The organism is Marivirga aurantiaca (assembly GCF_016679925.1).
In the GTDB taxonomy this organism is placed as follows: domain Bacteria; phylum Bacteroidota; class Bacteroidia; order Cytophagales; family Cyclobacteriaceae; genus Marivirga; species Marivirga aurantiaca.
The window spans coordinates 56,319-81,664 of sequence record NZ_JAEQBW010000006.1; the positions used below are offsets into that span (position 1 = coordinate 56,319).

Here is a 25,346-nt window from a genome sequence, read left to right on the forward strand (position 1 = left end):
GGTTTTTTGCCTTCTCACACAACCGTCTGACGCCTATACGAGTTTTGGGACCTACAAAACACTCGTCATTTGACTTTTATTTTCACATTTTTTAGCAACAATTCATTTTTTATCTTCCTTAATCCCCCGACTTTAATTAATTTCAACATCTGAAATTCAAAAATCTTCTCAGCAGCTTTCTATGTATTTAATTTACGATACCGAGACCACCGGATTGCCCCAAAATTATAACGCTCCTTTGACGGACTCCGACAATTGGCCACGTTGTGTACAAATTGCCTGGCAACTCCATGATGCAAAGGGTAAGCTGCTGGATGCGCAAAATCATATTGTGCAACCAGAAGGATATGACATTCCTTATAATGCTGAAAAGGTTCACGGTATTTCCACAGAAAAAGCACAGAAAGAGGGAAAACCCCTGATTGAGGTTTTACAGGCATTTCAGGAAGTGCTTGAAAAAACAGAGGTCGTTGTTGGCCATAATATCAGCTTTGATATTTCCATTATGGGAGCAGAAATGCTTCGGAAGGCTTTATCTGAAAAGGTGCTCACCGGCAAACGGATCATTGATACCAAAGATGAATCCACAGAATTCTGTGCCATTCCCGGTGGGAGAGGAGGTAAATTTAAATGGCCGACACTGACTGAGCTCCATACTAAACTATTTGGCAAAGGTTTTGGTGATGCCCATGATGCAGCTTACGATGTGGATGCTACGGCCAAATGTTTCTTCGGGCTGATTACTGCAAAAGTGATAAAGCCATTGGGTGACACACTCGTAGAGGCTATTCATTATGAACCACCGGTATTGGCAAAGGCCAATTTTGACCAGGGAAGTAGTAAAAGCGATGAAAAAGCAGCTGAAGATGCACTGAAAAAGGCCAAGAAAGCAGATATTTCGGGACTGGATGATACTCCATTTGTTCATTTGCATTGCCATACACAATTTTCCGTATTGCAGGCCACCACTGAAATTCCGGCCATGATGGCCAAAGCCAAGGAATTGGATATGCCCGCCATTGCCATGACTGATCATGGAAATATGATGGGCGCATATAACTTTGTAAAAGAGGCACATAAGGCAGGAATTAAACCTATTGTAGGCTGTGAATTTTACCTCTGTCAGGATAGAAATAATAAAAAGAACAAAGATGATGGCTATCAAACTGTTTTGTTGGCCAAAAATAAAAATGGCTACCATAATCTCGCCAAATTATCTTCTACCGCATTTGTAGAAGGCTTCTATTATGTCCCCAGAATTGACAGGGAAGTGCTCATTCAATATAAAGAAGATTTAATTGCTACTACAGGTGGTGTGTGGGGTGAAATTCCTTTCCTCATCTTAAATGCTGGGGAGCAACAAGCAGAAGATGCTTTTATCTGGTGGAAAGAAAATTTCGGAGAGAATTTCTATGTGGAGTTGAACCAGCATGGAATTCCTGAAGAGCAGAAAGTAAATGAAGTGTTGTTGAAATTTGCTAAGAAGTATGAGGTTAAATACTTCGCTGCCAATAATACTTACTATACCAATAAAAATGATGCGGAGGCACATGATATCCTCATCTGTGTGAAAGATGGAGATTTTGTGAGCAAGCCTAAAAAATACATTGGCAAACGAGGACGTGAATTCCGCTACGGATTGCCCAATGATGAATTTTACATCAAATCTCCCGAGGAGATGAAAAAGCTTTTTGCAGAATATCCGGAAGCGATAGCCTGTACTGCTGAAATTGCTGAACAAATTGAAGGTTACGAACTGGCAAGAGATGTGCTTTTGCCGAAATACGGAATTCCTCAGGAATTTGTAGATCCCCAAGATGAGGTGGATGGTGGTAAGAGAGGAGAAAATGCCTACCTGAAACATATTACCTATGTAGGGGCAGAAAAGAGATATAAAGAAATTACGCCCGAAATAAAGGAACGACTGGATTTTGAACTGGCTACTATTGAAAAAACGGGTTATCCGGGTTACTTCCTGATTGTACAGGATTTCACTACTGCCGCACGTGAAATGGATGTGGCAGTGGGGCCGGGAAGGGGTTCCGCAGCGGGCTCTGCCGTAGCATATTGTATTGGAATTACCAATATGGATCCTATTAAGTATGATCTCCTTTTTGAGCGTTTTCTAAATCCGGATCGTGTGTCATTGCCCGATATTGATATTGATTTTGATGACCATGGGAGACAGAAGGTTATCGATTATGTGATTAAAAAATATGGTGCTAACCAGGTAGCCCAGATCATTACCTACGGTACCATGGCGGCCAAATCTGCCATTCGTGATACGGCCAGGGTAATGGAATTGCCACTTTTTGAGGCAGATAAAATTGCCAAACTAATTCCTGACATTAAGTTGAAGGCTTTATTTGATTTGGAAGGGGATAGAAAAAAATTATCTGCCAAACTCAAGAACAATGGGGAATCCATCGCCATGGCTGAGCAATTATTGTCACTGGCCAAAATAGATGACCCGGCCGGAAAAGTGATTAAGCAGGCCCGTATTTTGGAAGGTTCGGTACGAAATACCGGTATTCACGCTTGTGGTATTATTATCACACCGGATGATATTACCAAATTTGTTCCCGTGGCACTGGCCAAGGATTCAGACATGTATTGCACCCAGTTTGACAATGCCGTGGTGGAAAATGCCGGCTTGTTGAAAATGGACTTCCTGGGCTTAAAAACCCTGACGCTTATTAAAGATGCGGTGCGCATTGTGGAGGAAAGGCATGGAATCACGCTCGATCCGGAGGAATTTCCGCTGGATGATGAAAAGACCTATGAGCTTTTCCAAAAGGGTGAAACCGTTGGGATTTTCCAGTACGAATCTCCAGGTATGCAAAAATACATGAGGGATTTAAAGCCCACAGAGTTCTCTGATTTGATTGCCATGAATGCCCTTTACAGACCGGGCCCGATTGAGTACATTCCTAATTTCGTAAAAAGGAAAAACGGACTGGAGGAAATTTCCTACGATTTGCCTGAGATGGAGGAATTGCTGAAAGAAACCTACGGAATTACCGTTTACCAGGAGCAGGTGATGTTGCTCTCGCAAAAGCTGGCTGGTTTTACCAAAGGTGAGGCCGATGTTTTGCGTAAGGCAATGGGTAAGAAGATATTTTCCCTTCTGGAAGAATTAAAACCAAAATTCGTTAATCAGGGAGCGGAAAGAGGTCATCCGAAGGACAAGCTGGAGAAGATATGGAAAGATTGGGAAGCTTTTGCTGCCTACGCCTTTAACAAATCCCACTCTACTTGCTACGCCTGGATTGCCTACCAAACTGCCTATTTGAAAGCACATTATCCGGCTGAATACATGGCTTCGGTGTTGAGCAATAATATGAACAACATCACGGATGTTACCTTCTTTATGGAAGAATGTAAGCGGATGGAGTTGGCGGTATTGGGGCCGGATGTAAACGAATCGAATGCCGGATTTACAGTAAATGATGCCGGGCAGGTACGTTTTGGGTTGGCAGCCATAAAAGGGGCGGGAAGTGCAGCCGTTGAAAGTATTATTACAGAACGGAAAGAAAATGGAACCTACAAAGATATTTTCGATTTTGCAGAGCGGATCCCTCTCAAAAGTGTCAACAAAAAGACTTTTGAAGCATTGGCCATGGCCGGTGGTTTTGATTGCTTTACTGAATATCATAGAAGACAATTTCTGGAGGGAAATGGTGATGACTCCAATTTGATTGAGAAGATCATCAAGTACGCCCAGAAAATTCAGCAGGAAAAAAACAGTTCGCAGACCTCCCTTTTTGGCGGAGATACCGGAGTGGCCATTCCACCGCCACGGGTGGAGGCGATGGAGCCTTTTTCGGAGCTGCATAAATTGAACATTGAGAAAGAAGTGGTAGGGCTATTTATTTCCGGCCATCCACTGGATGAATACCGCTTTGAAATGGACAGCTTTTGCAATACGGCCTTGAGTGAGCTCAATGACCTGGAAAGTTTAGCCAGTAAAAATGAAGTGAAGCTGGGTGGAATTGTCACTTCCGTAGCTCATAGAACTACCAAAACAGGCAAGCCTTTCGGTACCATTACCATTGAAGATTACGCTGGTTCTTTCAATTTTTTCCTTTTTGGAGATGATTACCTGGCCTATAAGAATTTCATGGAAACCGGCTGGTTTGTGTATGTCTCCGGCAGGGTAGCCCGCAAAAAATGGGGCGATGGCGCACTGGAATTCAAGATCAGCAATTTTGAGTTGTTGTCGGAATTGAGAAATAAGCGTAGCAAAGGCCTTCAGATTACTGTGGATTTGCAGGACATTAATGAAGCAATGATCAGCGAGTTGGACAACCTATGCCAGACTTTTAAAGGCGAGTGCAGTGTGCAGATTCAGATTACAGATAAAAACCAGGGCTTTTTGGTGGATGCCATGTCGCGCAAATACAAAGTAAGCCCAACCAACGAACTGATAGCCGGCTTAAGAAGGCTGCCGGAATTGAGCTATAAGATTTTGACTTAACTAATTGTAGCCGTAGAATTTGATGATTATTATACGGTTAATTTGTCCTTTCGATGACGGAAATGGTAGGATTGGGAGAGCCATCACCAACATGTTGATCCTGCTATGTCCAATTTTTATTTAGTTTAAGCACATGCCCACGGCACCTTCGTTTTGCAGGTGTCTTGGAAACCCTGGACTATTTTGAATCATCTACAGCACTGCAAAGGTTAGGTCAACCAGGGGAAATGGCGAAAATCATATTATCCCTAGTTTCAGATGATGCAAGCTTTGTCATCGGTACAGAACTTCATGTAGATGGTGGTCTGACCAATTATGCTTATAATAAGAATTTTTTCTAAAAAGAAGTCGCCCCATATTTGACTTGGAGACGGCTTCTTATGCTTTATTTGATTACTCTACAATTACATATAGGGGGTAAACGAACCTAATCCTATCGTCAAATTCCACCTCTGGATTTGCTAAAACCCTCACATAAACCAGACGGAATCAGCTATACTCAATTCTTTTCCTGGAATCAACTTAGGTTTGTATTCCTATCCTAATGCTGCAATTTGGTATCAATACGGCTTAAATGCGTATGTGTAAAACTTTCCTTGTACTTTAGACCTATACCAAACATTCTGTCCATTGCAGAATGGCCAAATAAAATAACCCCTGCTAATGTGACTACGGGTTCGTTCAACCACAACCCAATAAAAAATGTGATGATGGCCACCAGTTTATGGTGGAAAAAATTATAGATCCAGGTACCTGTTCTTGGATTCATCAAATAACCAATCATAGAAATATCAGGTAGCAGAAGGCAGGCAGGAAAAATCCACCAGGTATAGTCTAGTTGATTAAATAAAATGATGGAGAGAAAGAACATGCCTACTTCTTCAAGTTTTAACAGGGTACCCATTGCTTTTGTCATTGTTGCTGAATTTAATATTGAGAAGCGAAGGTCTGAAACTTTGATTCAGGAACTCTTGATAAAAGTCAATAATTTCACCTTTGGCGTTTTCTTATTCTGCTAAAGGTTTGATTTCACGAAGCTCAATTTATTGCTTCAAACCCATAGACTACCCTTCTCTAATTTTATATTATGTTTATTGCTTCTAATAAGCACTTGTTCTTCAATATGGTGTATTTTTTTTTGTATTGTCAAAGCTGACCATCCATTGCCAGGGGGTAATCAATCACCATCTGAATGTTTTCATTGCATTATGGTTTATTGTTAGGATCTGACGAGGTTGCGACTGCCTTTGCCAAGCACCACGACTAACGCAACCCAGCTTTCTCTATTTTGAACACAAGCAACCGACTTTTGGACACTTTTAAGATGGGATACTTTCAGAACTTTGCATTAAACATTCAATAATAAGAAATGAAAGTAGTTTTAATAACAGGAGCTTCGGGTGGAATTGGAGAAGCCATTGCAAACCGTTTAGCAGAAAGAAAGCACAATCTCCTTTTGGTGGCAAGAAACGAATCGAAGCTAAAAGTATTGGCTGAACAGCTAATCAGGCAACATCAAATTTCGGTGGAATATATTTCCGCAGATCTATCTAAAGCAAATACCGTTCAGGATATTTTTGAAGAAACCCAAAAACGCCAGTTGGAAATCGAAATGCTCATCAATAATGCCGGAATCGGTTCCGGGGGCGAATTTGCAGCACTCCCTTTGCAATCAGAATTAGATATGTTGCAACTTAACATTTCCTCTTTAGTGGCACTCACTCATTTATTCCTGCAACCAATGAAAGCACGTGGAAATGGCACCATTATAAACGTTGCTTCCATGGCTTCCTTTATACCCATACCATATATGACAACTTATGCTGCCAGCAAAGTTTTTGTCCGTCATTTTACCCAAGCCTTAACCGAGGAGTGTAAACCTTACAATGTACACATCATGTTACTTTGCCCCGGATTGACCAAAACCAATTTTAACAATGCTGCCGGAATAGAAAATGAAATAGGTAAAGGACTGAATACGGAATATAACAGTTCTACCCAAACGCCCGAACAAGTGGCAGACGAAATGCTGAAAGCGTTGGATAAAAGAAAACACTACATTGTATCGGGAAGAATGAACCGAATGGCGGCCAAGCTATCAGCCCTATTGCCTAATGCTTTCTTAGCCAGGAGCTTTGGTAAATCGTACAGAAAAAGATTGGGTAAATAGTTGTAAATTTGATAATGAAAAACAGAAAATTGAATTCTGATACATTGACCCTTCATTTCAACTCCATTTCTGAGTTTCATAAGACTGTAGGTGTTTTAAAACCAAAACATCCATTATTCAGTATTTTACGCTTTGAAGATTTACCGAAAGTTGAAAACAACCAGCGTCTAAAATTGATCCTGGACTTTTATCAGATTACATTAAAGAAAGAATGCCCGTGCAAAATGCAATATGGACAAACACCCTTCGATTTTGACGAAGGGGTCATTTCCTGTTTTGCCCCCAAACAGGTGAGTATTATTGACAAGGACTTTTCTTTTGCCTCATCGGGTTGGCTTTTGCTTATTCATCCGGATTTTTTGAGAAGTCATGCTTTAAGCCAGAAAATAAAAAGCTATGGTTTTTTTAATTATGCCATTAATGAAGCATTGATCCTTTCGGAAGAAGAACAAAAATCAATAGAGACTACTTTTGACCAAATTCAAAAGGAATCAAACTTACCGATAGACAATTTTAGTCAGGATGTAATCATTTCAAATATTGATTTGCTTTTAACCCATTGCAATCGGTATTACAACAGGCAATTCATTATCCGTAAACCCAAAACCAACGATCTTTTAAATAACTTTGAACGTGTATTGAATGACTATTTCTCGAAGGAAGAAAATGGCTTTCCTACCGTAAATTATATGGCTTTGCAACTCAATTTATCTCCCAAGTATTTGAGCGATTGTCTGAAACAATTCACTGGACAAACAGCACAGCAACTTATTCACGACAAGCTAATAGAACATGCGAAAGACGTACTATCAACAACAGAGCTTTCAGTAAGTGAAATAGCATATCAATTAGGTTTTGAGTACCCTCAATCATTCAGCAAGCTGTTCAGGGCAAAAACCAATCTTTCCCCTTTGCAATTTAGACAATCGTTTAACTGAGGTTTATTAATTTGACCAACCTACCACCTTCTTCCAGCTATCATTCATTGCTTTTCGATGAATATTAGGATTTGATGCAGTAAGAAGCTATGTTCAAAACTTTGAATACAGTAACCGACAGAAAGTCATTTGTAAATGTTTGTAAGTGTTTACAGTGGTTTGTTGTCGGTTAGCAAAAATACATTGCGGATAAAACACACTATGGTTATTTTATTCGGATGTTAGGCAAAATTGATATAATGCAAAGTATGGAAAACCTTCATGACATCTACTGTACAAACGATATAAATTTGAGTTGTGAAGTTTGTAATATGGCAATTAAAATAAAAATTAATGAGCCACCCTCTGAGCATAAAAATGAAATTTTAATAGAATCCGCAACTTCTTATTTGAATTCTAAAAACATATCTTTAAAATCCTACAATAAAGCTTATTTATGCTTACAAGAACAGATAGAAGGACGGACAAATAAACCACGAACTGAGGATATAGTAAGTTGTATGAGAGCATTTTTAGTACAGGCTAGAAGTAGCATAGACCTCTTAGTTTGTCTCACGAAGGCTATTGTAGATAAAAAGTTCTCTGATTATTACCCAGATATAAATAAAACTCAATTAAAAAATGAGGGCCTCAAGCAAACTTTCAAGGATTTGAAACAAACAGATTGGTTTATTGAATTGAATCGAGTGAGAAATATGCTAGTTCATAAAGGTTTTGATGTGGATACTTTTCAAACCACTGGTTCAAATAGACAGCGCTTGGTTACTTTGCATTTAACTAAACGTCAGGTTTCACTTTTAAGAACACCAAAAATAGATAAAAAGTACATCGGTACTCCATATGATACGCACGGCATAACAGTAGAGGCATCTACAATAGAAAATTTCAACTTAATTAAGATTATAAATGGCTACTGTAAAGAATTACCATTATTTGAAGAAAGAATTTCTGTTCTCTTGAAAGATATAATAGATTGGGATAAATTGAACAAAACATATTGTTTCACATATAATTTTAAGGATTTGTCTCTACTTAAAATATAAAAAATTGCCTAACATTCTGTATAAATCATGGCTGTAAGCAGGTCATTGATTCTTTCTCTCTTTGTAGAAAGCCCGTCAATCCGCAGGATTGACTCGGTAGTTAACTGAAATTTTTATACTTTTAATCAGCCACGAATTTATACAGTGGCGTTGGCAGCAATTCCCACTATAGCCAAGTCATTGACTCCGCAAGCTAACGAGAGAGCAGAGAAATTGAAAGAATTAATGAAAATCAATAAAATACAAAATATTGATTTTCAACATTTTATAAAATGTTAATCAGAATTAAATATGAACGAAATATCGGTAGCATTATCATATAAGATACAGGGGGGGATATTTTTCAGGATCTTCAAAAAGACCTTGAGAAAGAGTGCATCGTCAACATTAAGTCTCGCCCAGGAACTGCTGCAATGGGTATATGGGACTCTTTTGTCGAGATAGTAATAAATCTTGAATTGAAAGATTATGTTCTTATAGTATTAGGGGGAGCATCATGGGACTTAGTCAAGAGCGGAACTAGAAAATTCTTTCTACGACCATTAATTGAAACCTTCAAGGAATTCGAAAGCAAAAATGCTGGATTCGATTACTTAGGATTAACTCTTAAATTCCAAGATACCGATATTAGAGTCTATGGACTTGAAAAACTCTTTACTAGTCGACTTGGAGTAGTTATGCCTACCATTGCTAAACATTATCAAAAGCTATTAAGAGATTCTCAATATCCCCACACAATATTTGTTCCCATAACCTATGATAATGAGCAAAGTAAATTTGTAGATTATGGAGATGGTGAAGATTTTGAACTAGAGCAATATGTTACATTTTGGGGAATTTCATATGATGCTTTTGAGATGGAACAGGGTGTTTATGATGTCAATAAATCAAAATTATTATCAGAATCATTTAGATGAAACATTGCCTAACATCACCAGAATGGGGTTTTATCTGTCAGGGTACTTCGATAGTGGTTGGAAAGTCCGCCACGAATTGTAAATTTAAATATTTGTAGCTATGAGCAGTTGGAAGTTTAGTGTACCCAATACTTTAACTTTGTAAACTAAGTGCCTTTACAAACATACGCGTGGACGAAAAAAATCGTTCGCTGACAACGATCAAATAACGTTTCCGACTCTTTAATACCGAGCAATTACATTGGTGTTTGGCGGATTTTGAATAAATTCCGTATACATGAAGACGCGGGAAAGTTTAAGGCTTCGTTTCACTTGACGTTGAATTCTAAATAAATTCGTTTCGCAAGGACACGCACAATAGCTCGCGACCACAATAATCGTCTAAAGTACATTACTTAACATTAGAAAGTGTTCGATTATGATCTCCCTCTTCAAAAAACTGAACACCCAGTTTTATTAAAAGTCTTTTTTTAACGCAATTAGAATGCTTTCACCGAATGGCATACTATTTGGAATTCATACTTCATGCCACGTTTCATTTAAAACTTTATGCTAAAAAAAATATTAATCAGCATTCTTGGATTGATTCTAGTGTCTGCACTAACAGCGGCCTGGTTTTTTGGTCCTTACTATTTCAAGGCTCAGCATTTTAAAGCCAACGCTTCCAACGGCTACTATGCGGATTTTTACCTATATGTTTCATCAGGAGCTCAAAATATAGCAGAAAGCGGTGGTGCTGCTACTCTGCTTGTGCAACCGAACAATTCAGGCACTAATTCCGATGATGCCAGCGTCCACCAGAAAGACGCGTGGATGATGGGGTTTGAACGCCACAAGATTGCAGAAGAACTGAATGTTGTGCTCTTGGTGCCCGCCTTCGTCAGGCCCGCAATTGATTGGGAAATTTATACCCACGCGTTAGACCGCGATGCGCTTACTACCCAGCGTGAAGATCTTGCCAGAATAGACCTTCAGTTAATCGCCATGATTGAAGAAGCACGCAGTTCACTAAAAGCAAAAGGGATACAATCCAACCAAAAAGTTCTATTGCAGGGATTTTCCGCTAGCGGCATGTTTGCCAACCGGTTTACGTTGTTGCATCCTGAACACGTGCTGGCCGTGGCTGTCGGATCGCCTGGTGGCTGGCCAGTTGCTCCAGTCTCAACTTTTAAAAATAGATTGCTGTCTTATCCAGCCGGTATTGCGGACATTGAAATATTAACAGGCAAGCCCTTTGACCTTGCAGCCTTTGCTGCTGTACCGCAAATTATAATCATGGGAGGCGATGACGACAACGACTCCCTCGATTTCACCGATGGCTGGGATAAAGATGCGGCAACTCAGGTTGATTCTCTTTTCGGAAGTGACCCGCTATCACGTTGGCCTCATGCTGAAGGGCTATACAAACAAGCTGGTGTCAACGCGAAATTTATTCTTGTTGATGGCATTGGGCATGATCGCAAAAAACTTCAGTCGTACGGAGTTGATTTCTTCAAAGAAATCTTGTCCCACCAATAAAAAACTATCACAGGCTTACGTACAAATTAAATATCGATGAACGCGTACTGGCGGTAACAAAATGTATGTGCCATTGCTGGGCTCGGTTTAAGTTTGTAGTTTAGTTTTCAATAACGTTTTATTACGTGGGACAGTTTGTCTTTCAAAGACCAGCAACGTCACATACATAAACGTTATAAACAATAACTACGATAATCTCTCCAAGCCAAACTTTTAGGCTGATAATCATTACGTCATCCTTTCACTCCCATTCATTTTATTAAAATCGCCTTCCACTAAAGTAGTTAAGAAATCGAGAAGGTGTTGGTTGAATTCATCGGGTTGTTCAAGATTGGATACATGGCCCGCTTTATCAATAACCTTAAGTATCGACCCTTTAATATTTTTATTCATAAATTCAGACTGAGCAAGTGGCGTTACTTCATCTTCTCTGCCGCAAATAATCAATGTTGGAATGGTTATTTCATTTAAAGTGGAGCAGGTTTCTGAACGTTCGGCAAGCGCTACCAATCCCTGAACGATAATATGTTTCGAATTAGCAAACACAACACGTCTCAATTGCTCAACCAATTTCTTTTTGTTTGTGATTGAATCTTTATGGAAAACCTTTTTAATAAACCCTTCATTAAACTTTTCTTCTCCATCAACTGCTATTTCATCAATAGTTTTATAGCGTTTTTCTTTTACTTCAATAGTGTCAGCAACGCACTGTGTATCACATAAAATCAATGCCTCAAAGCGAGCAGGAAATCTTTTCATTGCATTCAGAGCTATAAAGCCTCCCATTGATAATCCACATAGAATTGCTTTATCAATGCTCAATTTGTCCATGAATTGTATTAAATCATCAGCAAACAAATCAATACTTAATGGTGATTCCTCATCTGTTGATTTTCCAAATCCCCTGATATCACAGGCAATTAAACGATGGGAAGAATTTAAAAAATCAAGCTGAATCTGCCACATTGTTTTATCAAAAGGATAACCGTGCAAGAATATAACCGGAACGGCTCCTTCTCCGACATCATCGTAAGACAAATGAAAATTATTTACGGGTATAGTTAAATCGTAACCTTTTATTTCAGTTTCCATAGCATTCTGTTTTAAAATATTTCTTTTGCGGCTCTCAATTTCTGTAGCACATACAAACATACCTCTTGATGTAACGATAAGCTTTACATATTTCGGAATAAGAATTACATAACTCACTCTTTTACCATCATTACCATAACTATATAGTACAGGCAACAAGTATACAGTGAATACCTGCTCTTTTTCAGGTACTACTTTTAATTTAATGGTAATTCTGTCTTTTTATTAAGGGATCGGCCTTATTCATTTTAGGGATTTTGTATTTCTAATTGGATAAGAAGCAAAATGTTTGACCGAAGGGAGTTTTTTTGTTTCCCAATTAGAAATACAAAATGCCGTTAAGAAATGAATACAGCCTTGAATTATAGTATCTTTTTGTTCAAGCAAAAAGAAAAGAAAGAGTATTAGAAAGTACCAGTACCAATTAGAGAACTGAAATAGATAGAGCATTCTTGCTAAACTACCTATTTTAAGAATCTATAAACCTATTTGTAAGCGGGCAGCAAAACACCGTTATTCCAAACGGACAATCACTTTATGGTCGACAGCTTTACCCGACTCCAAATAATCCAGCTCAAAGTTTTCACCCAAACCACTTGTGCTGAACATGCTTTCTGGTACACCTTTCCCCAACAAATAAGCTTTGATGGCATTGGCCCTTTTTTGAGTTAAGTCATTGTGGTAAATAGTCACTATTTCTTCCTCAGATACTTGCTCTGCAACTGTGCCATCCTCCTCAGAAGTAACTGCAGCTTCTGTTGCAAGGGTATCGTAGCGAATTTCAGGTAGACTATCAGTATACAATTCTGACTCGGTGATGCTTTGCTGATACACCTCCAAATTAAAGAGGAAGGAACGGTTTTGTTTCATTAGTGCGATCAATCGGGCGAACTCCTCCTCCGCACCAGCTGTAAAATCTACAGATTGCTCTTTGAATGCAATGGAAACCGGATATTGCTCATCAGCCTTTAAGGTAGGAAGTGTGAAATCTTTCACTACTTTTTTAGACGAACCCATCGCTTCCAGATCAAAAAATTCATTGTAATAGCCGAAGCCTGGCTCATTGGTTTGGATAGAAAAATCAACCTGATGGCCTTCGGGTAAATAGATACCAAAAGTCTTTTCCTCCGGATCGAGGATTAAACGGGCCAGCTCCACGCCCGTCACAACATCCGTAGCCCTAACCAATGCCTTAGCCGGCAGATTAGTGACCGTTCCTTCCAAATAATACACCTTAGCAGGCTGAAACTCCTCCGGCACTTTGACCATGTACAAATCATAACTGCGTTCATCTTGTTCATGAATGTACACCACATCACCCAAAGCGGTTACGCCAAGGTAGCGATCGTGTGCATCCGTGTTCAAAAAGTCCATAGGGTCAGGTTTGCTCCAGCTATCGTCCTCCAGACGGCTCATGTAAAAATCGTAATTACCGCTGCTGTTAAGAGCAGCAAAATAAAGGGTTTTATTATCGGGCAAAATTACCGGGTTAACGAAAGATGTTGAGGCCAGGTCTAGCTGAACCTCCTGTGGCTCTTTCCAGTAATTATTGCCAAGGTACTTGGCGGTAAAGAGTTTGCAGTTGCCAGTATTGGGATCCAGCGTTTCACAACGGCTAAAGTATAAAGTTTTGCCATCGGCTGAAAGAGTGGGATCCATCTCATTCAAGGCAGAATTGAGCGGTTTACCCGGATTAATAAGAGCTCCCCATGTGCTACCCTCCTTTTGCTGAAATTGAATATCATAGCCGCCAATTTTTGGCCCCTTTTTAGTGGCATAGATCAATTGCTGACCATCATATGAAAGGTTATAGGCACCGAAGGGAATCATATCCTGATTGCGGATATCAATCGACTTCCCCGGCTTCCAGTTGTTGCCACCAACTGAGTAGCTGATAAAGAGTTCAGGGTTTCCGGACATCGTATTATCGGACAAATAGATGATGGTGCGACCATCAGCTGCTAGTTTGGGGGCATATTCATTATCGCTGAAGCTGGAAACATTGGGAGGAAGCTTCCGCTTTTGCGCCATGGCTAGTGTGCTGCAGCCCAGCAAAAGCAATCCGATAAGTACCTTTTGCATAACTTCTCAATTTTAGGGTTAATATAAAGAAATTATAGTTAATAGGAGATGCGGAGGCTTTATGTCTTAGTCCAAAATGTTGAACGCATCAGCAAATTACCACCGAATAACCTCGAAACTAGATTTAAACACAGGTGAATTTATTCAAGAAAGAGGGGATAGATATAAATGAAAAGGTGCTAACTAATCAACCTGTAACCCTTAGCATGCTCATTTATAATTTGAGCTTTGGAAATTTCTCCCAATTTTTTTCTAAGCCTGGAAATGTACATATCAAGGCTTCTTCCTGTGACTACCCCTTGCTTTGACCAAACCTCCTCAATGATATAATCTCTTGCCACAAGCTTACCTTCATCTTTAGTCAAAATGATCATGATCTCCATCTCTTTGTCAGTAAGCTTTACTTCTTTGTCATCGAAAGAAATAAGATTATTTATTCGGTCTAAACTCAACGCCAATTGTCTTGGTTTGGACCTTAACTTTATAACGTTTCTGTCAACGGCTAAAAACCCAAAGAAAATAAACAGCACAATGGATATACCGGTAAAACTTACTGAAGAAAGTGCCAGCTTAGAGCCGTTTTGATGATAAAGGTCTACTTCTATCTCGTACATAGCCTTTTTTAAATTCCTTCCTTTGCAGGGTATGCTTTTTTCATTGCTATGGTTGATTTCAAACTCATAAACAATATTTTTTAAGTCTGCATCAATTACATTGACAATGAATTTATCAGAGATCTCCGGGCTTAAGTGTGCTACCGAACTAGCAGCCAAATTATCCGGGTGAATGGCTATTGGCTGATTGAATTTTATAAGATATTTCTGATCCTGTATCTTTTCAATCGGTGGTAATGTAGATTGAAAGTCATTATTATAGGTTAAGAGATCATCCCCGATAGATCTTAATGCTATCCTGGTCTGCTTTTCTGCCAAATCCTTTTCTTTTGGCACCGATAGGTTGAAAGCTACAAGTAAAAGTATACAAGCCCCAAATAAAATTAAATATCTGGTTTTTAATAGGATACGATAAGCTTTTGAAGTTTTTACATTCATTTTAATCTCTTTTTACAATTTTTTATCGAATCACCCTATGCAGCAGGTGTACATTTATGCATAGTATAACGAAAAATAAATAAAAAATGATGGATTTAAAATTAAAGGGGATAAACAAAACAGAAAAAATGATGAAGCACCTACAGCCATATACTTTGTTATTACTGTTTATTTTGTGCTTTTCCTGCAAAAAACAAGATCAAAAAGACCAGCCAAAAGATGACCAACAACAGTCTAAAAGTAGGTCGCTTAATAGTATCCCTACTATTACAGAGTTTGATACATTAATCAATCCCAATGCTCCTGACAGAATCACTCGTAAGATCAGGAAAGATAAAGAAGGTAATCTATTAATGGCTTCATTTACTGATGTTATGTTGTATGATGGGATATCATTTTCAAAGCTTCCAAAATCGGAAGGCATTGAAAGCTTTGACGCTTTTGATGCTTTGGAAGATTCCAAAGGCAATATCTGGATTGCAAGCACCCATTATGGTGTTTTTCGCTATGATGGTAAAAACTTCTTACACCTAACAACAGATGATGGACTTGCTCACAATAGAACAATGGATATTCATGAGGATAAAGCCGGTAATATTTGGTTCGGCACTGAAGGGGGAGCAAGCCGTTATGATGGGAAATCTTTCCAAAATTTTACAACCAAAGAAGGATTGCCCCATAATGATGTGAGTACTATCATTGAAGACAAAACAGGAAAATTATGGTTTGGAACAAGGGGAGGTGTCAGTATTTATGATGGAGAAAATTTTGTCAATTTTACAAATAAGGAAGGCATACCATTGCTTAATGGCAGTGAGCAATTGTGGCGCTATGACAGTAAATCCTTTGTGAATGTTCGTTCCATAATAGAAGATAGGAAAGGCAATATTTGGCTTGGTGGCAGTGATGGTTTGTGGAAGTATGATGGAAGTACATTTACTAATTTCACACAGCAGTTTGTTGGTTATATCAATGAAGATTCAAAAGGAAGCATTTGGTTAAGTCATACCATTAATAAATCTAATAAGTGGGGACTATCGCGATATAAAGAAGATTCCCTGCTCATTGACCCGACAGCCAATCCAATCCTTATCAGTGAGGGTATGCTTTTTGGGATTTCGGAGGATAAAGAAGGTGTTATTTGGATTGGAACAGTAGATGGTATATTAAGTTATGATGGAAAGACGGTTAATCACTTTAGAGATAAAGAGATTGAAGAATAATCATTCGAAATTTGAGGGAATCGCTTTCATAATAGAATGGGGAAGATTAAAAATTACCAGTGGGAACAGCAGCCATCCTCCAGGCTTTTTATTCACACAAATACCAGAACTTAATTTATTGATATAGCTTTGGGAAGCCATATTTGTTCTTATGTCATTATTTTTACAATTAAGGAAATTAATAATTACAAATTGCTTATTTTAACTCCCTAATGAATCATTATAGGGATTTTCAGCCATGCAAAAGAGAAGACTTTCACCAGTTATCTGAAATTCTGAAGCATGACCCAAAAACTAACAATTAACAAAACTTCTGATAAGTGAATTTTGAAAGTCAAATTATCTTCTTTTTTAGTGCGTTAGGAGCATTTAACGGTGTTTTACTTACATTTTATTTTGCCTTGACCGCAAAGAAGAAAAAATTTTCTAATTACTTTTTAGCCTTACTACTTTTAACCTTAAGCATCCGAATCATTAAATCAGTTTTTTTCTATTTTAATTCTCAACTGTCAAATATTTTTATTCAGATTGGTCTTTCCGCCTGCATTCTAATTGGTCCATTTCTGTTTTTATATTTAAAGTCATATACCCACAATGGAAAATCAAAATGGGCAATTCACATCATTCCCTATTTAGTAGGAATAACCATTTTAGGTATCCTTTATCCATATGTGGAAAATAGAATCATTTGGAGTAGATGGATTGTAAAAGGTATCTATCTTCAATGGCTCATATATATTATTATGTCTTTCAAATTTGTTCAACCAGCTATTGGAAAGATCAAAGAGAAAGTATATTTAAAAAATATAGATGTGTGGCTGATTAGTATTTATTTAGGGATTACGTTTATTTGGTCCTCATATATGATAGGAGCATATACCTCTTATATTATTGGAGCTTTGTCATTTTCATTTGTCTTATACTTAATTGTTTTGCTTTTTATTTTCAAGAACAAAAAAGAATCCACTTTTTTTGAAGAGAAAGAGAAGTACAAAAACAAAGGGATTGAGCAGGAAATGCTGGATCGAATTGAGCAAAAACTGTTCATAATAGTTGAAAAAAAGATGTTTCTCAATCCAAATCTAACACTTGCAGAAACAGCAAAGGAATTTAGCATTCCAAAGCATGTATTATCCCAGTATTTAAATGAAAAAATGGGCAAATCTTTCTCAACCTATATCAATGAATTCAGAATTGAAAAAGCAAAGGAATTTTTACAAGCCCCAAATCACTATCCGATAGAAGATTTAGGTTATGAAAGTGGTTTTAACTCAAAATCGACTTTCTTTACTACTTTTAAAAAAATTGTGGGGCAAACACCTGCCGAATATAGAAGAAATAGAGGTTTTTAGTACGACTCTATAAATCCGAACTTCTGTTTTATCATTTCCTACCCACCATTAAAAGGTGTTTAGCATCTTTGTTAAAAATGATAAAACCATGCAAAAATTAACTTTCTATTTTTTAATGATATTCTTTTTGGCTTCTTGCTCAAAAAAAGATACGAATGAAAAGAAGATATTAATAGTAACTTCAAATCAGCACACTTATGGAGATACTCAGATTAGTACTTCCAATCACTTTGCCGAAATAGTATTGGCTTATGATGTTTTTATAAAAAATGGCTATTCGGTTGACTTTATAAGCCCTTTGGGCGGGGCAATTCCCATAGGCTATATATCAACATCTGACTCTATTCAAAAAAAGTATTTGTACAATAATGAATTGATGAATAAACTAAAATACACGAAAAGCCCCAATAACATCAATCCTTTTGAATATAAAGCCATTTACTATAGTGGTGGAGGGGCAGCAATGTTTGGAGTAGCAGAAAACAAAAAAATTAAAAGTATAGCAGAAAGTATTTACAAGCAGAACGGAATTGTTTCTGCCGTATGCCACGGAACTGCTGGTATCATTAACTTGAAAGATGAGCAAGGAAATTCGCTTTATCAAAATAGAAATATTAGCGGTTATCCTGATTTATTTGAGAACAAAGAAGCAGAATACTATCGAACCTTCCCTTTTTCAATTGAAGAGAAGATTAGAGAAAACAATGGTAATTTTATGCATTCTGAAAAGCAAAGGGATAATTTCTATGTAATAGACGGAAATTTCATTACCGGACAAGATCCATCAGCTACAACATCAGTCGCAAAAAAAGTTATCGAAGCTATAGAAAATCAACAATAAATTATAAAAAACATAACATGAAAAAATTAATTCTTACACTAGTTAGCCTATTATTTTTAACACCCTTGTATTGTCAGGTAGAAAATAGTCATTCTGAAATGCAACAAATTTCTGAAACCATCATGCTCTATATAGATGGCACAGCAAATGGGGAACCGGATAAGTTGAAAAAAGCATTTCATCCGGATTTTAATCTTTATTTTGTCACAGCAGAAGATAGTTTGCAAGTTCGTTCAGGGGAGAGATATATCTCAAACGTGAAAGAAGGTGAAAAGGTAAATCGCATCGGAAGAATAATTTCTATTGATTTTGAAAACAATGCAGCAATTGTAAAAGCAGAAATTGTGATTCCGAATTGGCGTATCTTCACAGATTATTTTCTACTACTAAAATATGAAGGAAGCTGGAAAATTGTCCATAAAAGTTATACTTGGAGAGAATATCCGAAAAGTGATAAATAAATAGGAGCATACTAAATAAAATGCTTTTGGCTACTGAATTCGCTGAAAATAAAAGTGTTGGGCTTTTAATTTGTGGTTATTGAATAAATAAAATACAATTGAGATTTATACAATTGCCAGGCACAAGGATTTTTATGTAAGAATGAGCCTAAGTACTAATAAAACTACCATGGAAAACGAACTTTTTAATTTCATTTCAAAATATATTAAGCTTACAGAAGAGGAAAGGAAAGTGATAACTGACTTAGCCATCTTCCGGACTTATAAAAAGGGGACTGTATTATTGAAAGAAGGGGATCTTTCTAATGATGGTTACTTTGTCATCAAAGGATGCATAAGAACCTATCATGTAATTGATGGGGAAGAGAAAATCACCGCCTTTTATACCGAATCGGAATCTTGCACTCCGCTGTGTAGTGTCAATAAAAAACCCTCTGAGTATTATGTGTCCTGTGTAGAAGATTCCATTTTATCGGTGGGTAATTCAGAAAAGGAAACAGATTTGTTCGAAAAATTCCCCCGTTTTGAAACAGTATGCCGTCTTGTATCGGAAGAACTATTAGTGAAGAACCAGGCTACATTTGACGATTTCAAGACTTCTACTCCTGAGCAGCGCTACTTGAATTTACTTAACACAAGACCTGATTTAATACAAAGAGTCCCTCAGTATCAGATTGCCAGTTACCTGGGAATGAAGCCACAGTCATTAAGTCGCATACGCAAAAGAATTAAATGAGGATATTTCAACTCATCCCGCTTCCGCTCCGCGGAACCACCCTTCTTACCGATGGGTCGGCACATGCTTTTTCTGAAGAGAAGGGAATATTAGGAGCAGTCATTTTAAATTAGTGATTGAAGTGCCAATAAAGATTTTTCAAAAAAAAGTTGATTTATACGAGATTTCTCCCCTCTTTCCTCGGGAGAGAGGGGACAGATTTGTCGAAGACGAATCAGGGGTGAGTTCTGAAAAAGGCTAGTAGGAAAAAGATTACTCTATTGTGAACAAGAGCTGATTTTTCTTCATAAATAAATTTTGTCTGCCGACAGGAATTCAAGGCCTTCTCTTTCTTAACTTAAGTGAATGAATTAAAAGCTACCTCACGCATAACTTTGCATCATAGAAAGACTATTCAACAAAATGCACTGTTATGAAATTAAAACTCATTTTATCAATTCTGGTTTTTACTTTCGCTTTTACCAAGGCGAACAGCCAAACTCAACCACAAGATTCCACTTACAAAAAGTTTTTCGTGGGAAGTACACTTTTCATATTAGGAAATTTTATTCCTGATGATCCCAACGCACCTGATTTTGCTCAACTCAGTTTTGGATACCGTTTAACATCTGAAGATGTAATTTCAGTAGAAGCAAATACATGGAAATATGCCTGGCCTTTGGGAATACCCTTTGGTGTTTCCTATCAAGCTCCTGAAGAAAAATACCCGGGATACATTAGAGAGTTTGGTATTGCATTTGTGTATCAGCGTTTTATATGGAAAGGCGCTTATACGGCAATCCATGCAATGAATGCCTTACAAAGGTATGTGGATGAAGACAATAGAAAAATTCAAAATGGATACCAGTTGTTTATGACCTATCGTTTGGGTTATCACTTTGAGCTTTTTAAAAATCGGCTGTTTATAGAACCATCTTTGGCCATCACCCACTGGCCTGTAAACACCAATGTGCCCCAATCATTTGCAGAATTGGAAAGTAAGTGGCCGAATTATTTCTTACTTGAGCCGGGACTTCATTTTGGAATCAAATTTTAAATTTTTTCGTCAGTTTAGTTGGCTTTTTTGTAGTGAACATTTTAAGGTTAATCACAACATCTTATCACTTTTCCGGAACTGTGAAATGTATAACTTATACCTTGGCATCTATAACAAATCGATCAGTAATGTCCCCACCTTTGGCATGTTAAACTCTCACTCTGTAAAATAGTGGAGGGGAGTATTCTAAACTAAAAGAAAACATGAAAATTTATTTGATTGCTATTATCGCGGCTATTATGGTTACAACTACCGTACAGGCTCAAAATGCAAATATTGGTATTAAAGGTGGACTGAATTTGTACAACGTTATTAATGAAAATAGTAGTGATGGAGATCTAAAAGCAGGCTTTCATCTTGGATTAATTGGCCATTTCCATTTAAATGAGCAGTTTGCTCTCCAACCGGAAGTTGTGTTTTCTACGCAAGGATCTGATTTCACAAGCAATAACACAGAAATGAAATTAAACCTGAACTATGTAAATGTTCCTGTATTAATACAATACATGTTTAACAATGGTTTCAGATTGCAGGCGGGCCCGCAAGTAGGTGTTTTAGTGAGTGCAAAAGGTGAGGTAAATGATAGTAATGTTGACCTGACAGACGATTATAACAGCATTGATTTAGGAGCTAGTTTCGGTGTTGGTTATATCAATCCAAGCTCAAATTTTGGATTTGATGCCAGGTATAATATGGGCCTTACCGATATTAACGAAAGTACTAATGAAAATTCTTACAACCGAGGATATCAGATAGGTGTATTCTATCTTTTCAATCATAAATAATAGAGGAGCATTTTAAGTGAAAAGAGGGACAATGGTTTATATGATTGCCCCTCTTTTTCCTTGCATTTCAACATCCATATCAATTAAAGAAACACTTATAAAATAATATATTTATTATGGCAGCACCTTCAGCACCCAAAAAAATTACATGGATTATTGGCCTCGCAGCAGGTATTTTAGGAATAATTGGTCACTATGCACACGTGGATATTCTAAGTCAATACAATTATGTGCTACTACTAGTAGGATTTATTGTGCTTGCAGTAGGCACTACATTTAGGGAAATATAGATTCCTCCCAATTTTCTTCCCAAGGAAAAAAGACTTGGGAAGAAAATTCCTTTGTTGGTGGATTCACAGCTTTTCCCCGAAGCTTTCTCTGTCATAGGTCAAAAGTATATAAATTACACTTCTGGATGTAGTAAGATATAATGGCTAATTATAGTTAACTTTCCACCCCGATATATTTCATCATTAATTTCAAAGACCTTCTTTGCAAGGAAGAGTAATCTGTCGCATTCAATAAACACGCTTTAAGAGAAGTAATCAATTATAATATGTTAAGAATTTTCTGCGTATTGGCAGCCTTTTTACTCTTCACATCAATCAGTGCTCAGGAAATGCCGGAAGATTCCGGAGCCTCACAGGATACCGAACAGATATCAGGAGCAGCGATTATCATACAATTTCAAAAATTTATTGCCAGTGATCAGCAAAGATTGATTCAGATGAAAAGTCGCAGTGGACAACTGGCGCAGGAGATAGAAGTGCTTACAAGGCAATTTAACATACTCGATGCTCAGCAGGAGCGAGATGAGGCTGTTGGTTCAGCATCCGGTGATGAAGCTCTGGAAAAAAGAAGAGAGAAAGTATTAAGTTCATTGGATCTTCACCTGCGGAGTAGGCAGACTATTGAGCAGCAGATAATTATTGTTCAGGGTAAAATTGAAAAACAAAAGGGGGTAGTAAATTATATCACTGTCGGGCAGGTACGCATTAATATTGACTCCGTCCAAATGCTCCCTTCGGCTGGAGATACAACTGTTCAGTCTCTTGCCATTTCCGAAACACAAAATAGAAAAGAACAGCAGGCCGAGGAAGAGCTTCATAGGTTAAACGCAGAATTGATGCATGCGAAGAGTAATCTGCTTATAGTAGATCAGCTAATCAGGTGGAATAAAGAAGACCTTGATTTGGCTGAAGCTATGACAGAAGTGTCTCAACGCTTGTTGGAACTCTACAAACTGCAGTCACAGGCTGAAGGGGAAAGGCGTAGCCTGTCAGAGATTACCAGAAGGGTTTCGCAGGATACTGCACTCATTTCTGCACTAAAAGTTAGAATAAAGAACCTTGAAAGTTTTCGTGATCCGGTAGTTGAGGTAGTTAACGAAGCCGAAGAGGAAGTGGAAACTGCCAGGTCACACCTTGAGTTTCTCAGGAGTTCAATGGCTCCTCATAGAATAGCCTACTGGATAAGGTTCAATCTGCCAAAAATAGCCATCATTCTGGTAGGATTTTTCCTCTTATCAATGCTGAGTCGATGGGTGGTAAAGATTATCCTGAACAGGATGATAAAAAGAAAGATTGGTATAGAACGTACTGAACGATTAGAAACATTGAAATTGGCGTCCAGTAGCATCATTACTATTATTGCGGTCTTTATAGGTTTTCTGGTGTTGTTATCTGAGGTTGGCGTAGATCTTACTGTAGTACTGGGAGGTGCAGCGGTAATTTCCCTTGTAATTGCATTTGGTGCTCAAAGTCTCGTGAAGGACTACTTTTCAGGCTTCATGATATTATTTGAAAATCAATACAGAGTGGGAAATGTGGTAAAAATCAATAAAACAGTTGGTGTGGTGGAAAACATGAGTCTCAGATTATCTGTCCTAAGAGATTTGGAAGGCGTCACCCATTTTATCCCTCATGGCCAGATTCTGGAAGTTAGCAATTTGACCCATGGTTGGTCAAGGGTAGTGTTTGATATAGGGATATCCTACAATGAAAAGGTTGATAATGTAATGGGGGTACTGCAGGAACTGGGTGCCCAAATGAAAGATGATTCAGAGTATGGACAATTTATCATAGGTGACCTGGAAATGCTTGGTGTTGATAAATTTGCAGAATCCGCTATCGTGATAAAGTTCCTGGTGAAAACAAGACCTCTTAAGCAATGGATTGTAAAACGTGAGTTGCTACGAAGGATAAAAAACCGTTTTGATGAGTTGGGAATTGAAATACCATATCCTCAGTTGACGGTTTACCATAGGGATTTAGAAAAAAAGCCGGATAGTTTTTCTCCTTCAAATGAAGTAATTTAAAGTCGCTGTTATTCCTTTAGGGAAATCAGAGAAGTGAAAGTTCATTCCTGCTCAGGTACTATACGAATGATAAAATATATTGCGGTGAAAGTTGACAGCTTAGTTAGATAAAGTTTAATATTAAATTTCACGGAAACTTTAAATTTATTGTTGAAAACCAGGAGATTACCTCTTATTTTCGTGCAATTGCCTCATTGACTCTATGTAGTTACACATGAAGGTGAATTTAAAACTTGTGCAGCATGTCAACTCAGAATTCCGGTTATAAGGTCAATTTAAATATTGAATCTAAATTTCTTTATTCCACCTCAGGAAGCCAGTCATCCATTGAAAAACATAATGAAGCTCTTAAAAAATTAGGTTTAAATTTAATCTATTTCACCTTTCCTGATGAAGTTAGCCCCGAAACTTATACGGCTTTATTGAAATCGCCTATTGCCCGTGGAGGTGCAGTTACCGGGAAAGGTGGTTTAAAATCCACTATTATTCCTTTTCTTGATGAAGTGGAACCATTGGCCATAAAAACTCTGGCTGTAAATACTGTGGTCAATAATTCTGGAAAATTGTACGGATACAATACCGATGCATTTGGTTTGAAAACAGCATTGGTGAAAGGTATTGAAGCATCAGCTCAGAAAATAAAATCCGCTGTAATTTATGGGAATGGGGGAGTTTCAGGTGTGGCTTTTCATGTGTTGCAGGAGTTGGGTATAAAGGTCACTATGACAGGAAGAAACCCGGAACTGGTGCTTGAGAAGAAAAAAGCATTGGGCATAGCAAGTGTTGAACATTTTGAGGGGCCTTATGATTTGGTAGTGGATGCTACACCTATATCTTCCAATCCTGATTTTTTAGAGGCAAAGGGTTTTGCGGACTTACTGGAAGGTTGCAAAATGGTTTTTTGCCATAATATGCCGGAGAAAGATAATAAAACCAATCATCTTCAGGCTTATTGTAATCAAAAGCCAATCCGGTTTATTCCAGGCAAATGGATGTATGCTGCACAACTGATCAAACAATTTCAACTTTACTTTGAGGGGTATCAACACGCTGACGGATTATCACCCATTACGGAAAAGGATATTGCTGAAGCATGGAATTTAGAGTAGAATCCGTATTATTTTTCCTGTGATGCAATTAAGCTTTTTCAATGAATCAAACTCTCTTGTATGGATAATCCGTAGTCACAGTGCTTAAGACTGCGGGTATTGTTTATTTCAGAGTCTACTGGATTTCTAAAAAAGTAATAACCATCAACTAGTTTCATATGCTATTGAAATTGATAGGTATGAATTTTTGAAGACGC

Annotated in this window: 21 protein-coding genes; 17 read left to right on the forward strand and 4 right to left on the reverse strand. The window is 37.8% G+C overall.

Annotation, left to right across the window (positions count from 1 at the left end):
• Window positions 1-181: 181 nt before the first annotated feature.
• Both dnaE and JKA74_RS21010 read left to right on the forward strand, forming a co-directional pair.
• Complete coding sequence (gene dnaE / locus JKA74_RS13475; RefSeq protein WP_201431731.1) at window positions 182-4,477, forward strand: DNA polymerase III subunit alpha; 4,296 nt, start codon at window positions 182-184, stop codon at window positions 4,475-4,477.
• Window positions 4,478-4,641: 164 nt separating this feature from the next.
• The gene (locus tag JKA74_RS21010; protein ID WP_201431733.1) at window positions 4,642-4,818 is read left to right on the forward strand and encodes an SDR family oxidoreductase; all 177 of its coding nucleotides are present in this window, start codon (window positions 4,642-4,644) and stop codon (window positions 4,816-4,818) included.
• A 200-nt stretch (window positions 4,819-5,018) separates the two neighbouring features.
• Here the strand turns inward: JKA74_RS21010 and JKA74_RS13490 are convergent, their stop codons facing one another.
• Window positions 5,019-5,393 carry a DUF4260 domain-containing protein gene (locus JKA74_RS13490; RefSeq protein WP_236587796.1) on the reverse strand — a complete coding sequence of 125 codons (375 nt, stop codon included), beginning with the start codon at window positions 5,391-5,393 and terminating at the stop codon, window positions 5,019-5,021.
• A 453-nt stretch (window positions 5,394-5,846) separates the two neighbouring features.
• On the opposite strand from JKA74_RS13490, the gene JKA74_RS13495 reads away from it, so the two are divergent.
• The 5 genes from JKA74_RS13495 to JKA74_RS13515 all read left to right on the forward strand — a co-directional run bounded on the left by JKA74_RS13495 (window position 5,847) and on the right by JKA74_RS13515 (window position 11,063).
• On the forward strand, window positions 5,847-6,647 hold the full coding sequence (locus tag JKA74_RS13495) for an SDR family NAD(P)-dependent oxidoreductase (protein ID WP_201431734.1): 801 nt from the start codon (window positions 5,847-5,849) through the stop codon (window positions 6,645-6,647).
• A gap of 14 nt (window positions 6,648-6,661) precedes the next feature.
• Window positions 6,662-7,585: a helix-turn-helix domain-containing protein gene (locus tag JKA74_RS13500; protein WP_201431735.1), complete on the forward strand. Its 924-nt coding sequence runs from the start codon at window positions 6,662-6,664 to the stop codon at window positions 7,583-7,585.
• A gap of 311 nt (window positions 7,586-7,896) precedes the next feature.
• Complete coding sequence (locus tag JKA74_RS13505) at window positions 7,897-8,628, forward strand: hypothetical protein (RefSeq protein ID WP_236587798.1); 732 nt, start codon at window positions 7,897-7,899, stop codon at window positions 8,626-8,628.
• A 413-nt stretch (window positions 8,629-9,041) separates the two neighbouring features.
• A complete protein-coding gene (locus tag JKA74_RS13510; protein WP_201431737.1) occupies window positions 9,042-9,545 on the forward strand; it encodes a hypothetical protein in 504 nt (167 codons plus the stop codon).
• Window positions 9,546-10,094: 549 nt separating this feature from the next.
• Window positions 10,095-11,063: a hypothetical protein gene (locus JKA74_RS13515; RefSeq protein ID WP_201431738.1), complete on the forward strand. Its 969-nt coding sequence runs from the start codon at window positions 10,095-10,097 to the stop codon at window positions 11,061-11,063.
• Window positions 11,064-11,291: 228 nt separating this feature from the next.
• On the opposite strand, the gene JKA74_RS13520 is transcribed toward JKA74_RS13515, so the two are convergent.
• The 3 genes from JKA74_RS13520 to JKA74_RS13530 all read right to left on the reverse strand — a co-directional run bounded on the left by JKA74_RS13520 (window position 11,292) and on the right by JKA74_RS13530 (window position 15,289).
• The gene (locus JKA74_RS13520; protein WP_236587800.1) at window positions 11,292-12,311 is read right to left on the reverse strand and encodes an alpha/beta fold hydrolase; all 1,020 of its coding nucleotides are present in this window, start codon (window positions 12,309-12,311) and stop codon (window positions 11,292-11,294) included.
• Window positions 12,312-12,668: 357 nt separating this feature from the next.
• Window positions 12,669-14,237 carry a PD40 domain-containing protein gene (locus JKA74_RS13525; protein WP_201431740.1) on the reverse strand — a complete coding sequence of 523 codons (1,569 nt, stop codon included), beginning with the start codon at window positions 14,235-14,237 and terminating at the stop codon, window positions 12,669-12,671.
• Between the two features lie 179 nt (window positions 14,238-14,416).
• Window positions 14,417-15,289: a winged helix-turn-helix domain-containing protein gene (locus JKA74_RS13530; RefSeq protein WP_201431741.1), complete on the reverse strand. Its 873-nt coding sequence runs from the start codon at window positions 15,287-15,289 to the stop codon at window positions 14,417-14,419.
• An 86-nt stretch (window positions 15,290-15,375) separates the two neighbouring features.
• Between JKA74_RS13530 and JKA74_RS13535 the strand changes: the two genes are divergently transcribed.
• The 10 genes from JKA74_RS13535 (at window position 15,376) to JKA74_RS13580 (ending at window position 25,149) form a co-directional block, all read left to right on the forward strand.
• On the forward strand, window positions 15,376-16,512 hold the full coding sequence (locus tag JKA74_RS13535) for a two-component regulator propeller domain-containing protein (RefSeq protein WP_236587802.1): 1,137 nt from the start codon (window positions 15,376-15,378) through the stop codon (window positions 16,510-16,512).
• Between the two features lie 320 nt (window positions 16,513-16,832).
• Window positions 16,833-17,864: a helix-turn-helix domain-containing protein gene (locus JKA74_RS20975; RefSeq protein ID WP_201431742.1), complete on the forward strand. Its 1,032-nt coding sequence runs from the start codon at window positions 16,833-16,835 to the stop codon at window positions 17,862-17,864.
• 88 nt (window positions 17,865-17,952) lie between these two features.
• Entirely contained in the window at window positions 17,953-18,705 is a 753-nt protein-coding gene (locus JKA74_RS13545; protein WP_201431743.1) for a type 1 glutamine amidotransferase domain-containing protein, read from the forward strand.
• A 17-nt stretch (window positions 18,706-18,722) separates the two neighbouring features.
• Complete coding sequence (locus JKA74_RS13550) at window positions 18,723-19,166, forward strand: nuclear transport factor 2 family protein (protein ID WP_201431744.1); 444 nt, start codon at window positions 18,723-18,725, stop codon at window positions 19,164-19,166.
• Window positions 19,167-19,335: 169 nt separating this feature from the next.
• The gene (locus JKA74_RS13555) at window positions 19,336-19,902 is read left to right on the forward strand and encodes a Crp/Fnr family transcriptional regulator (protein WP_201431745.1); all 567 of its coding nucleotides are present in this window, start codon (window positions 19,336-19,338) and stop codon (window positions 19,900-19,902) included.
• A 412-nt stretch (window positions 19,903-20,314) separates the two neighbouring features.
• Window positions 20,315-20,938, forward strand: a complete 624-nt coding sequence (locus tag JKA74_RS13560; RefSeq protein ID WP_201431746.1) for a hypothetical protein — start codon at window positions 20,315-20,317, stop codon at window positions 20,936-20,938.
• Between the two features lie 203 nt (window positions 20,939-21,141).
• On the forward strand, window positions 21,142-21,723 hold the full coding sequence (locus JKA74_RS13565) for a porin family protein (protein ID WP_201431747.1): 582 nt from the start codon (window positions 21,142-21,144) through the stop codon (window positions 21,721-21,723).
• Between the two features lie 116 nt (window positions 21,724-21,839).
• Window positions 21,840-22,013 carry a hypothetical protein gene (locus JKA74_RS13570; protein ID WP_201431748.1) on the forward strand — a complete coding sequence of 58 codons (174 nt, stop codon included), beginning with the start codon at window positions 21,840-21,842 and terminating at the stop codon, window positions 22,011-22,013.
• Between the two features lie 266 nt (window positions 22,014-22,279).
• The gene (locus JKA74_RS13575; RefSeq protein WP_201431749.1) at window positions 22,280-24,040 is read left to right on the forward strand and encodes a mechanosensitive ion channel domain-containing protein; all 1,761 of its coding nucleotides are present in this window, start codon (window positions 22,280-22,282) and stop codon (window positions 24,038-24,040) included.
• Window positions 24,041-24,282: 242 nt separating this feature from the next.
• A complete protein-coding gene (locus JKA74_RS13580) occupies window positions 24,283-25,149 on the forward strand; it encodes a shikimate dehydrogenase family protein (RefSeq protein ID WP_201431750.1) in 867 nt (288 codons plus the stop codon).
• The last annotated feature ends 197 nt before the right edge of the window (window positions 25,150-25,346 follow it).